The organism is Flavobacterium psychroterrae (genome assembly GCF_018380615.1).
GTDB lineage: Bacteria > Bacteroidota > Bacteroidia > Flavobacteriales > Flavobacteriaceae > Flavobacterium > Flavobacterium psychroterrae.
This window is the reverse complement of sequence record NZ_JAGYVZ010000008.1, coordinates 143,319-156,253: the sequence shown is the minus strand read 5'-3', so window position 1 is coordinate 156,253 and position 12,935 is coordinate 143,319. Positions and strand designations below refer to the sequence as shown.

The 12,935-nt window shown below is 34.4% G+C and carries 7 protein-coding genes; 3 read left to right on the top strand and 4 right to left on the bottom strand.

Features of this window, described 5'->3' with window-relative positions; genetic code table 11:
- Positions 1–111: 111 nt before the first annotated feature.
- On the bottom strand, positions 112–2,517 hold the full coding sequence (locus tag KHA90_RS10555; protein WP_213298984.1) for a TonB-dependent receptor domain-containing protein: 2,406 nt from the start codon (positions 2,515–2,517) through the stop codon (positions 112–114).
- Positions 2,518–2,891: 374 nt separating this feature from the next.
- Between KHA90_RS10555 and KHA90_RS10550 the strand changes: the two genes are divergently transcribed.
- Positions 2,892–3,167, top strand: a complete 276-nt coding sequence (locus KHA90_RS10550) for a hypothetical protein (RefSeq protein WP_213298981.1) — start codon at positions 2,892–2,894, stop codon at positions 3,165–3,167.
- Between the two features lie 168 nt (positions 3,168–3,335).
- Here KHA90_RS10550 and purL read toward each other — a convergent pair whose 3' ends face one another.
- The 3 genes from purL to KHA90_RS10535 all read right to left on the bottom strand — a co-directional run bounded on the left by purL (position 3,336) and on the right by KHA90_RS10535 (position 11,168).
- The gene (gene purL, locus KHA90_RS10545) at positions 3,336–6,989 is read right to left on the bottom strand and encodes a phosphoribosylformylglycinamidine synthase (RefSeq protein WP_213298978.1); all 3,654 of its coding nucleotides are present in this window, start codon (positions 6,987–6,989) and stop codon (positions 3,336–3,338) included.
- A 404-nt stretch (positions 6,990–7,393) separates the two neighbouring features.
- Positions 7,394–9,259 carry an endonuclease gene (locus KHA90_RS10540; RefSeq protein ID WP_213298975.1) on the bottom strand — a complete coding sequence of 622 codons (1,866 nt, stop codon included), beginning with the start codon at positions 9,257–9,259 and terminating at the stop codon, positions 7,394–7,396.
- Positions 9,260–9,650: 391 nt separating this feature from the next.
- Positions 9,651–11,168, bottom strand: a complete 1,518-nt coding sequence (locus KHA90_RS10535) for a hypothetical protein (RefSeq protein WP_213299094.1) — start codon at positions 11,166–11,168, stop codon at positions 9,651–9,653.
- A 259-nt stretch (positions 11,169–11,427) separates the two neighbouring features.
- On the opposite strand from KHA90_RS10535, the gene KHA90_RS10530 reads away from it, so the two are divergent.
- Together KHA90_RS10530 and KHA90_RS10525 are read left to right on the top strand one after the other, a co-directional pair.
- The gene (locus KHA90_RS10530) at positions 11,428–11,859 is read left to right on the top strand and encodes a PaaI family thioesterase (RefSeq protein WP_213298972.1); all 432 of its coding nucleotides are present in this window, start codon (positions 11,428–11,430) and stop codon (positions 11,857–11,859) included.
- Positions 11,860–11,862: 3 nt separating this feature from the next.
- Positions 11,863–12,930, top strand: coding sequence for a chorismate-binding protein (locus tag KHA90_RS10525; RefSeq protein ID WP_213298969.1), 1,068 nt, complete (start codon positions 11,863–11,865; stop codon positions 12,928–12,930).
- Positions 12,931–12,935: the final 5 nt, after the last annotated feature.

Here is a 12,935-nt window from a genome sequence, read left to right as displayed (position 1 = left end):
GGAATTACAAAAAAAAATTCAGTGGCAAGATTTTTTTGCGAATATAGTTCAAATTTTATTAGAAAAATGAATCCCAATTACAAGAATGATTTTTTTTATTATATAAAAATATTACTCCGTAGAAAACTGATTTTCTAATAATTTTTCTTTAAAATCAGATTTAAAAGTATACGCAAACGTAATCATTAAAGCGCGCGTATCTGATTTAGAAGTTCGATTATTGCTAAAAAGCAAAGTATTGTTTTTATAACCGCTTTCCAGTGTGTTAAACATATCCGTAACGACCAATCCCAGACGCGCATTTCCTTTGCCAATTTTTTGCTGAAAGCCCATATCAACATTATAAACAGGAATTCTTTTTCCTTGCGGAGTTGCCAATGCCGAATTATAATTGCCGATAATTTGTAGTTTTCCTCCTGTCCAGGGAACAAAATTGTTAATGATTTTTCCGTACCAGCTAAAAGCACTATTTACAACATCCTGCGCCAGATTTGAAGCATTAATATTTTGCTGAAAAGCTGTAATGCTGATGTTTGCATCATAAAAGCCAATTGGTTTTAAACTAAAAATAGTTTCTAAACCATAAGTAATCGTGCTTCCAATATTTCTGGGTTGCAGGAAAATAACCCCATTGTCTTGTAATTCGCCATATTGCTTAATAGTATTGGTCGCATTTCTATAAAAAGCGTTGGTTGAAAATGAATATTTTGACCATTCCTTATTATAACTCATTTCACCAATATGAATAATTTCGGGTTTCAAATACTGGTTTCCTCCATGTGGATTCAACGCATCAGTAATATCTACAAACGGATTCAACTCGTCTAAATCCGGGCGATTGATTCGTTTACTATACCCAATTTTTGCAAATTCATCAGATCCTAAATTTAATTGTAAAGATGCTGATGGAAACAGTTTATAATAATCATTATTAAAGCGATCACTATTATTTTTTGTTGCTCCATTGTTCGAAACATTCTCTGCACGTAAACCCAGATTATATTTCCATTTTGGATTTTCTTTATCGCCAACAAAAGAATTTAACATGCCGTAAACAGCATTTATTTGTTCATTAAATTTAAAACTATTACTCGCTAATGGATTTACAATATATTCTCCTTTATTCATATCTGCACTTTGAAAATCTGAATTAAAAAAGCGGAATGTTCCTTTATATCCTGTTTCTACAATTGATTTTTCTGAAACCGGAATTGCATAATTTACAATAGCATTTGATATATTTTCATGTTCGTAATTGTGCGTTCGCTGTAAAAAAGCATCGCCAATTTGCGCATTATATTGATCATAATTAAAAGTATCAATATCTGTATTTTCTCTGTGTTTATTAAACGACGAAGTAATGCTGGCAGTAAGGCTTTTCCTGTCATCAGTAAATTTTCTGTCATAACTAAAAGCCAGTTCGCCAACTTTTGAACGTTCTAATTCTAATGAATGTCTGATGTTGTCAGAAAAAAACTGATTCGTATTTGTATTCACCTGCGTATGCAAAGTCTCATCATTATCCTGGCTTTCCAGATTTCCTAAAGCTTCAAATGAAAAGCTATTCCTCTCGTTTGGTGAAAAATCAATATTAAATTTTAAATTCTGCAAACCTTCAGTTCGTTCGTCATTTCTGTTTTGATTGATAAAATGTTCATCATCAATGAAATTATTGATTCTTTCGCCTTTTATTTTTTTAGTCCTGCCAGCAAACCGATTGTCATATGCCAAACCAAAATTCCATTTTTCTGATTTCTGATTTAAAAGCACAGAGCTATTCAATCTGCCTTTTGCACCAAAACCACTTCCTAAAACTACGGCGCCATTAATACCGCTTTGGTTATTTTTTTTAAGCTTAATATTGATAATTCCGCTTTCTGCATTCGCATCATATTTAGCAGTAGGATTACTAATAACCTCAATGCTTTCAATACTGCTGGACGCAATTTGATCCATATTGGTAATCGCAGAATTTTTTCCGTTTATCAAAATCATTGGCGATTTCCCGCGTAATGTTATTCCTCCGTCAGCATCAACAGCAATTGTTGGGATACTTTTTAGCATATCTGTAGCGGTTCCTCCGGATTGCGAAATATTCGAAACCGCATTAAAAACAAAACCTTCAGCTGTTTTTTGAATTTGTTTCTTTTGAGAATTAACCAAAACAGCGTTTAATAAATTAGTATCGTTTTGTAAAGTTATGGTTCCAATGAAAATTGGAGAATCAGCAACTTTAATGTTTTGAGTAAAAGTTTTAAAACCTATTAATTTAAATTGCAATTGATAATCGCCCGAAAGCACATTATCAAGAGAAAAATTTCCGGACGCATCTGTCACGGTATAATTAGCAACTTTTGTAGAGTCGTTTGTGTTTTTTAAAATAACGTCAACAAATTCCAAAGGAAGTTTTCCATCAGAAATTGTTCCTTTTACAGTTGAGGATTTTTGACCAAAAGAAAATTGACTTATAGTAAATAAGAAAATCAATAGAGATAAATTTTGTTTCCATTTTTTCATAAGACAAAGATATTTGTCCCAATAAATACGCTTGCTTAAACTGCCTTAAGATAGTATTAAATTATTCTTAGATAGTATTAAAGAAATGTGTTGCAAGTAATTCATGAAAATATTAAAAATATAGAAATACATATTTCGCTTTGTGCATTTTAAATAATTCAAACGCGTTTTTTGAAATATAAAATCTATGTTTCCATGTGTTAGAAATTGCACTATTTATAGACAAATATTCTTTACGAAAAAAAGGGTCTTTTTCCCCTAATAAAAACAGGGAAAAGCAGAAGTGATTCCGTTTCAGGACAAAGTAGTTTTGGAATGAATTAATTGCGTAAGCCGAAAAGCAAATGAGTAGGCATTATTTAAAATTTTATATTATGGAAATTGCTTTTTTTGTAATGATGGGATGGTGCGGCACAAAATATCCTGGTTGGAGACCCTGGAAAAACCCACATCCACATCCAGATCCTGAGCCTTGGATTTATACTGTTCTTGTCTTATCAATAATTGCCGGAGTTGCCGGCGGAACATTGTTTAGAAATGCAATAATGGAGAACCAATTTTTTGCAGGTCAAAACGCGATTGCTTCCGGATTAGCTGCATTTGCTTCTTCAGGAATTGTTACGGGACTTGCTTCCTTAACTAAGAGGTGAAAATATTTTTTCGCCATGAATTTCACGAATTAGCACGAATTAATTAAGCTTTTTGAATCGCAAAAAATTAACACAAAGTAATTAGTGTAAATTCGTGAAATTCGTGGCAAAAAAACACAAAAAAAACGCCCGATAATTCGAGCGCTTTTAGTAATAAAAATATATTTTTTAGATTTTCTCAATCCATTTTCTTGCATTCACAAAAGCTTCATGCCAAGGCGAAACTTCGTCGTTTCTGTCTTTTGGATAATTCGCCCAGTTCCATTGAAAAGTCGAACGCTCAATATGCGGCATCATCACCAAATGTCTTCCGGTTTTATCACACATCATAGCCGTGTTATAATCAGATCCGTTAGGGTTTGCAGGATAACCTTCGTAAGCATATTTAGAAACAATGTTATAGTTTTCTTCGGCAAGAGGCAAATTGAATTTTCCTTCTCCGTGAGAAACCCAAACTCCCAAAGTACTTCCGGCCAATGTCGATAACATAACCGAATTATTCTCCTGAACTTTTACAGAAGTAAAGATACTTTCGTGTTTCTGGCTTTCGTTATGCAGCATTTTTCCGTGAACTTCATGCTCAGGATTAATCACTTCCAGTTCCATAAACAATTGGCAACCGTTACAAATACCTACAGACAAAGTATCTTCTCTTTTAAAGAAATTATCCAAAGCTGTTTTTGCTTTTTCGTTGTATAAGAAAGCTCCCGCCCAACCTTTGGCAGAACCTAAAACATCTGAGTTAGAGAATCCTCCAACAGCACCAATAAACTGAATATCTTCAAGCGTTTCACGACCAGAAATCAAATCGGTCATGTGAACGTCTTTTACATCAAAACCAGCCAAGTACATTGCATTTGCCATTTCGCGCTCAGAATTACTTCCTTTTTCACGAATGATAGCGGCCTTAGGTTTTGCTTTCGAAGCATCAATTACCGGTTTTTTTCCTGTAAAATGTGCTGGAAAATTATATTGTAAAACCTGATTTTTATAGTTTTCGAAACGTGCCTGAGCTCTTCCGTTTTTAGATTGTTTTTGATCTAATAAATAAGAAGTTTCAAACCAAATGTCTCTGTATTTTTTTATGTCTAAAGTCCAAAGTCCCAGGTCTAAAGTCTCTGTAGTTGTCGCTTTTCCTAATTTGAAAAATTCAATATTGTTAGCGTTTAATTCTGCTTCAACAGCTGAATCTGATTTTGCCTGGAAAACGATTCCGATGTTTTCTGCGAAAAGGATTTTCAATAAGTCTTTTTCCGCGAAAGCGCTAAAATCAATTTTTGCTCCAAGATTCACATCTGCAAAACACAATTCTAATAAAGTTGTAATTAATCCACCACTTCCGATATCGTGTCCGGCTAAAATTTGGCTTTCGCCGATTAATTCCTGAATGGTATTAAAAGCATTTTTGAAGAAAGAAGCATCTTTTATAGTAGACGTTTCATTTCCGATTGTATTTCTGATTTGTGCAAAAGACGAACCTCCTAATTTGAAATCATCCTGAGACAAATTGATATAATAAATAGAATCTCCGTTTTTCTGTAAAACAGGTTCCACTACTTTTCTAATATCTGTACAATTTCCTCCGGCCGAAATAATAACCGTTCCCGGTGCGATTACTTCGTCGTTTGGATATTTTTGTTTCATCGAAAGTGAATCTTTTCCTGTCGGAATATTGATTCCTAATTCGATTGCAAATTCTGAACAACCTTCAACAGCAGCGTACAAACGAGCGTCTTCACCTTCGTTTTTACAAGCCCACATCCAGTTTGCAGATAATGAAATTCCTTTTAAACCATCTTTAATCGGAGCCCAAACAATGTTTGATAACGATTCGGCAATAGCATTTCTGCTTCCTGCAACCGGATCAATCAAAGCTGCAATAGGAGCGTGGCCTATCGAAGTGGCGATTCCTTCTTTTCCTAAATAATCCAATGCCATAACTCCAACATTATTCAAAGGCAATTGCAATGGTCCTGCGTTTTGTTGTTTTGCTACTTTTCCACCCACACAACGGTCAACTTTATTCGTTAACCAGTCTTTTGAACCAACAGCTTCTAATCGTAAAACGTCTTGTAAATAACTTTCGAAATCATTTGCCGAATACGTTACATCAGCATATTTTCTATCGATAGTTTTATCATTCATAACCGTTTTAGGAGAACTTCCAAAGAAATCTTCTAAAGCATAATCCATCGGTTTTGAACCATTTGATTTTGATTGAAAAGTAAAACGGTGATCTCCCGTAACATCTCCAACCTGATACATTGGCGAACGCTCTCTGTCAGCGATTCTTTGCAAAATATCAATATCTTTTTGACCAATAACCAATCCCATTCTTTCCTGAGATTCGTTACCAATAATTTCTTTTGCAGAAAGAGTAGGATCTCCAACAGGCAATTTATCCAAGTCAATCAAACCTCCGGTTTCTTCCACCAATTCAGAAAGACAGTTTAAGTGTCCTCCAGCTCCGTGATCGTGAATAGAAACAATTGGGTTATGATCGCTTTCTACCAAACCACGAATGGCATTGGCAGCACGTTTTTGCATTTCCGGGTTTGAACGTTGGATCGCGTTTAATTCAATTCCTGAACCAAAAGCGCCTGTATCTGCAGATGAAACTGCAGCTCCACCCATCCCGATTCTATAATTTTCTCCACCTAAGATTACGATTTTATCACCTTCTTGTGGTTTCTTTTTTATTGCCTGATCTAATTTTCCGTAACCAATTCCGCCCGCTTGCATGATTACTTTATCGTAACCAATTTTACGGTCGTTTTCTGAATGTTCGAAAGTTAAAACCGAACCTGTAATAAGTGGTTGACCAAATTTATTTCCAAAATCAGAAGCTCCGTTTGAGGCTTTGATCAAAATATCCATTGGAGTTTGGTACAACCATTTTCTCTCTTCAACAGCGTTTTCCCATTTTCTGTCTTCGTTTAAACGAGAATATGAAGTCATATAAACTGCAGTTCCTGCTAATGGCAAAGAACCTTGCCCTCCGGCTAAACGGTCACGAATTTCTCCTCCTGAACCTGTTGCAGCTCCGTTGAAAGGCTCAACCGTTGTTGGGAAATTGTGTGTTTCTGCCTTTAAAGATAAAACTGAATCAAATTCTTTTATCTCATAATAATCAGGTTTGTCAGCTGATTTAGGTGCAAACTGCTGCACTCTTGGTCCTTTTACAAACGCAACGTTGTCTTTGTAAGCAGATACGATATCGTTAGGATTTTCCTGTGATGTTTTTTTGATTAATTTGAAAAGAGAAGTTTCTTTTTCTTCACCGTCAATTACAAAAGTTCCGTTGAAAATTTTGTGGCGACAGTGTTCAGAATTTGCTTGTGAGAAAGCAAAAATCTCAGAATCGGTTAACTTTCTTCCTAGTTTTACAGCAAGATTGTCTAAATAATCTACTTCTTCCTGGCTTAAAGCTAAACCTTCAACTTTATTATAAGTGGCAATATCATCAATTTCCAAAATTGGTTCTGGCTGAACATTGATCGTGAAAATCTCCTGATCTAATTGATTGAATTTTTGTGAAAGCATCGGATCAAAATCAGTAAAATCTTCCGTTGCAGGATGAAATTCTTCAATTCTGATAATGCCCGGAATACCCATATTTTGAGTGATTTCTACAGCATTTGTACTCCAAGGGGTGATCATAGTGGCACGAGGACCAACAAAAAAATCCGTCAAGGCGGATTTTTCGATCTTATCAGAGTTGGCAAAAAGCCAGTTTAATTTTGAAATGTCTTGAGCCGAAATTTCGTTTTGCGTTTGTACGGCAAAAACAGTTTTGCTTTGGTTTTCAAAGAAATGGATCATTGTTTTGTGTAGTTTGTTGTATTGAGGTGCAAATTTAGTGTAAATAAATAGCAAGCGCAAATTTGAAAACAAAGTCTTTTGAAAAAATGTATAGTTGCTTTTTTGAACCATAAACGTAGAGGCGGACAGCAGTGCGTCTTCTTGTATGGAAGGTTTTTCTCGGAAAACGTAAGTATGTTTTTTTTAAATCACGCAAAGACGCAAAGTTTTTTATTTCACCCAGATTTGGCAGATTGAGCAGATCATATTTTAATCTGCGTAAATCTTAATGTGATTTTATATCTGCTCAATCTGCCAAATCTGCGTGAAAAAGTTTAAAACTTCTTTTGTTTTATTGACTTTAGTTGTAAAACAAAAAAAGCGGCAATATTGCCGCTTTTAAATGTAGTAAGCACTCGTTTTAATTAGTTAATAATGATCTTTTTAATGAAAGTTTCAGAATCGTTATTAACGCGAACAATGTAGATGCCTTTTGGCAAATTATTTATCGTCGATAATGAATCAGTAATATTTGATTGCTCAAATACCTTTTGACCTAATATTGAAATTATCTCGATAGAATAAGGTGAATTAATAGTATTAAAGTAAATGTTGAAATTTCCGTTAGAAGGATTTGGATATAAAATCAGACCTTGTAACTCCGTAAAAGTTTCTTCCGGTATTTCAAGGTTTGTATCATTTGCTGGTTTAGCTCCTAAATTTGAACAAGTATCAACGCTATACGAATCCCATTGAGAACTTAAATTGAATGTCGTTGATGGAGCAGTTACAGTAGATTTTCTTCTTAAAGTTACATCAGCAGCAAAATTTGCAGTTCCGCCACTAAAAGTTCCAATGATGTCAATTAAAACTCCGTTTTTGAATAAACCAACAGCGTCATTTCCGTTAAAAGTTAACTCAGTTGCAGTTGTTGAAATATTAGCTGAGCTTGTAGCAAAACAGCTTGAAGACATTGAACTGTTTACGATCGTGAATTTACTTCCGGCAGTTAAAGTTCCGCTTAAAACCAAACCTGTACTCCATGAACCCGCGCCATTAGTTTGTTTTTTTACTGTATAAGCTGATAAACTAACTGAACTTCCTGTGTTATTAGCAATTTCTAACGCTTTATTATTTCCTGATCCTTCGATATATTCAGAGAATAATAATTCGGTTGCAGTTCCTCCGGTTCCTCCGCCTGCATTGGTTATAACGGCGATTGTGTTGCTTGATGCTGAGGTATTTCCGGCCGCATCTTTTGCTTTTACATAAATTGAATAACTTGTTGACGCAGTTAAACCATTAATTGTTGCAGATGTTCCGGAAACAGTAGTTTTTAAAATACTATTTGCATAAACATCATAACCTGTTACGCCAACATTATCAGTAGATGCGTTCCATGCAACTGTGATAGAATTCGAAGTTTTTGCTGTAGAAGCTAAACTTGTAGCAGCAGTTGGTGCCTGAGTATCTCCTGAAGGAGCAGTACCTCCCCAAATTTGATTTACATATTCCGGATGATCGATGTAAGGATTTCTATTATTTTGGCGACCATAAATGGCGTTGTTTCTTGCAATTTCTCTCGCGCTTACAGGATCCTGAGCATTCCATGCTAACAGCATATTTAAGAATGCAGTGGTAAAAACTTTATTGGCAGAACCATCAAACATTGGGTACGAATATCCTGCAACAGTATTTTCATAACGTGTTGCAAAATAAAAATACATTCTGGCAATGTCTCCTTTAAAAGCATTTATAGGTTCAAAAACAGTTCCTGAATATCCGGATACAGCACTTGATCCTAGTTTACTTCCGTTTTGAGAAGTATAAGTTGCTGAACTTACCGTTCCGTGCGGATAATTAGAACGCATTCCGTTTACTTTTCCGTCAGTTGGCGTGATAAAATGTGCATCGGCAACCATTGGTGACGCTTCATTAAAAACCGATTGTGGAATGATGTGTTCTCTGTTATAACAATCGCCTTCGGCAGAATAATTTCCACATCGTTGTGTAGTTCCGGTACTATAATTATAAGGATCTGTTCCTGAAGGATTTTCAGAGTACATGTCTAAAACGCTTCCGTCATTTTCGTAGAAATTATCAACGTCTGAAGTTTGGTAAGTAGTGTACAAACCGGCGTAACCATTATTGGTATGTCCTTTAATAATATTGTACAATTGAGTTTTTAATGTGTAACCTGTTCCTGTTGCAGTGCTATAATAACCGGACGGAATTTGCGCAAAACCAACCGAGACAAGCAACAAAAATAATAAAGAGTAATTTTTTTTCATAAAAATAGTTTAAGATTTGGGTTGTTAATAAATTGAACTTTAGGTTTTTAATTTATTATTGTATCAAAAATACTACTTTTAGGAATACGCTGAGTTAAGGAATGATTATTTTTGGATAAATTTTCTTACGGATGTTTTTTACCATATAAGTGATATAAGTTCATTTTAGAAGGATGTTAAAAGATAGTCTCGCAAAGACGCGAAGTTTTTATTAAGCATATAATTTTGTCATTTCGACGAAGGAGAAATCACACTAGCAATTCCGTACAGAAATTCGTCAATCTTTGTCAAAACCCGCATGTGATTTCTCTCCCGAAGCTTCGGGATTAAAATGACACACAACGAGAAAAAAACTTAAATTATCTTATATCACTTATATGGTTTAAATAAACTATTTAGGAAATGCCGCACTTTGATATGCGCCTAAATCAGGAGGAGAAGTTCTGGTTTTTCCCATAATATCTAACGGAATTACATATGCCTGATTCCCTTTCGCGAAAGCGGCAGAAGTATTATCGATATTCAACTTGTTTTGGGAAATGTTGAAAAACTTTGGATTTTCATTTAAGATAATCTGATTGTAATGTGCAACATCAGTTTTAAATTGATAATCCGGATTTGTGCTTGAACTACTGAATTTTAAAAGGCAATTATTCAGTTGATACACAAATGGCGTATTTGCATTTTTATTCAAATTAAATTCATTACTACTTGATCCGTAAATAATGCAATTATTGAAAGTTGCTTGTGTTAACGGATTAGTTTCAGGAGTTGCGCCCGCTAAACTATTACTTAAATTTACGGCGAATTGTGCGCTATTTTGCCAGTTGTTGTTAAAAGTACAATGCGTAAAAATATAATCTCCGCCATAAACGCACGATAATGTGGCTAAACCAGCAGAATTAATTACGATATTTTCACCGATTATATGTGCATTTTGAGCAAGAATCCCATATTCGGCAGAATTGTAAATCTGGGTATTTTTTATTTGAATAGTGGTACTGTTATCCGGATTTTTAAGGTTTAAACCTGTGATTGCATTTTTTAAAGTAAGATGATTTATCGCATGATTTTTACTTCCGTTAGCAAAAATAACAGAGTTCCATTGTCCGGGAATATTATCATAAAGAGATTCTAATCGATCGCCTTCAAAAATAACTTCGTTTTCTAATTTTTCAGTTACAGATGCTGTTCCGTTAATTTGAAGTGATGCTTTAGTAGCTACATAAAGTCCGGAATTAGCATGAAAAAATACTCGTGCTCCGGCTTGAAAAGTAACAGTTTTATTTTCAGGAACGCCTGCGAATCCGTAAATAACATAAGGTTTCTGATTGGTAAAAAGTAACTCATTTCCGTTTACGGGATCATTTTCGTCTAAATAAAAGCCATCAACATCTTTATCGTCTATTTTAATTTTCTCTTTAGTTCCGTCGGGATTTTGCTTTGGATAAAGAAAAACAGCATCCTGAATTAAAGTCACCAGCGCCACTTCTTGAAGATTAGCGCCACTATCAAACTGAATTTGATCTGTGTATAAAAAGTCAGTCGGATTTGCGTCTGTGATATCTGCTGTAGTTTCTATAAAAATGTACAAACTGTCTTTGGCTAAAAGCGTAATATCTTTAAAGATTTTTCCGTTGTTTCCGCTCGTTCCGTCAACTGTCATTCTGTATTTTGAGTTTAAGCCATTTTTGAGCTGAATCGTCGGAATCGAAATATCGTCTTTACTTTTATTATACACTTTCAGTTGGTAAGTACCTGATCCAATATTTTTGAAAACAGTATCTAAATACACGGTGTCTTTTGAAAATTTTAAATTTCCGGAATTGGCAACGGTATCAAAATCAGTTCGGCAAGAACTAAAAGTTAGAATTATTCCGAAAATAAAAAGTATAAAGAATTGACGCATTTGAATGAGTTTTTTTGCCACAGATTAAAAGATTAAAAAGATTTTTCTATTTCAGTCTTTAATAAATTTTATTTTTAATCTGTGATAATCTGTGAAATCTTTGGCAAAAAGACATACGTTTCTGCCACCGACTAATATTATGTTTTTGTAAAAATAACAAAAAACTTACATGTTCGGAGATGATTTTTAATAATAGGATTGTATTTTCTAATTTGTATCTCTTCTTTTCTTTAATTTTACGATTTTAAATTCCATTTTAATGAATTATACAAAAGAGCAAATTTTAGCGCGTTGTAACGAGTTCTCTAAAAACACGCTAATGGAAACGCTAAAAATAGAATATATAGATGCTGGTGAAGACTTTTTGATAGCAAAAATGCCTGTAAATCCGTCCGTTCACCAACCCATGGGATTATTGCACGGAGGAGCTTCTGTGGCTTTGGCAGAAAGTGTGGGAAGCGCAGCATCTTTTTTTTTTATTGATCCAAAAGAACAAGAAGTACGCGGAATCGAAATTTCGGCAAATCACTTGAAAAGTATTCGTGAAGGCTGGGTTTTCGGGACTGCAAAAATCATCCATAAAGGAAGAAGTATTCACCTTTGGGAAATTAAAATTACGGATGAAGCCGGAAATCTGATTTCGCTTTGCAAATTGACGAATATGGTTTTAGACAAAAAGAAAACGGAATAAAACATGAATGACTTTTTTTCTAAAATAAAAAAACATTACAATAAGCAATTGCCTTTTGTAATGTATTCCAAGCCAAATTCAGGTAATATTTTTGGGCTTTTACAGCAAAATAGTACTTTACATAAAATCTCAAATTATAAAGAAAAAGGTTTTGTTTTTGCTTCTTTTGATGAAAAACAACTGATTTTAATTCCGGAAAATGAATCGGAAATTATAACGATAGAACAAGAAGAAATTACTTTTGATGCTATCGAAATTGAAGATTTACGTTTTGATGCAGCAGCTAAAATTCAATATGAAGATTTAGTTTCAAAAGGAATTCAGGCAATTAAAAACGAAGAATTCAAAAAAGTGGTTTTGTCCAGAAGCGAGAAAGTAGCTTTATCCGGATTTGACTTTATCGAAACTTTTCAGCATTTGATTGAATTGTATCCTACGACTTTTTCGTATGTTTTTTTTCATCCTGAAATTGGATTCTGGATGGGAGCAACGCCGGAACAATTATTAAAAGCAAACGGAAATGTTTTTGAAACGACGGCTTTGGCAGGAACTCAAAAAGCAAATTCGGAAACTGAAATTCTTTGGCAGCAAAAAGAAAAAGACGAACAGCAATATGTTACTGATTTTATTGTAAAAAGATTGCGTGAAGTTGCCGCTTCGGTTAATGTTACGGAACCTTATAGTCTCAAAGCAGGATCGATCTGGCACATAAAAACGGATATTTCGGGAGTATTAAATGATAATTCAACTCTTGAAGAAGTGATTGATACATTGCATCCAACTCCCGCAGTTTGTGGTTTGCCAAAGAAAAAAGCCAAAGCATTTATCATTGAAAATGAAAATTATGACAGGACTTTTTATACCGGTTTCCTGGGTGAATTAAACAGCAGTTTTGCCAGTAACAAGATTAGCACTGATTTATTTGTAAATTTACGAAGCATGCAAATTAAGGATGATAATGCCATTTTGTTCATGGGCTGCGGAATCACAAAAGAAAGTATTCCTGAAAATGAATGGGAGGAAAGCGTCAATAAATCAATGACGATGAAAAGAGTGTTGAAAATAGCTTAAAAAAT

Bases quoted from the DNA above. Each gene is read 5' to 3' on its own strand.
- KHA90_RS10555 (WP_213298984.1), bottom strand. From the start codon at position 2,517: ATGAAAAAATGGAAACAAAATTTATCTCTATTGATTTTCTTATTTACT.
- KHA90_RS10550 (WP_213298981.1), top strand. From the start codon at position 2,892: ATGGAAATTGCTTTTTTTGTAATGATGGGATGGTGCGGCACAAAATAT.
- purL (WP_213298978.1), bottom strand. From the start codon at position 6,989: ATGATCCATTTCTTTGAAAACCAAAGCAAAACTGTTTTTGCCGTACAA.
- KHA90_RS10540 (WP_213298975.1), bottom strand. From the start codon at position 9,259: ATGAAAAAAAATTACTCTTTATTATTTTTGTTGCTTGTCTCGGTTGGT.
- KHA90_RS10535 (WP_213299094.1), bottom strand. From the start codon at position 11,168: ATGCGTCAATTCTTTATACTTTTTATTTTCGGAATAATTCTAACTTTT.
- KHA90_RS10530 (WP_213298972.1), top strand. From the start codon at position 11,428: ATGAATTATACAAAAGAGCAAATTTTAGCGCGTTGTAACGAGTTCTCT.
- KHA90_RS10525 (WP_213298969.1), top strand. From the start codon at position 11,863: ATGAATGACTTTTTTTCTAAAATAAAAAAACATTACAATAAGCAATTG.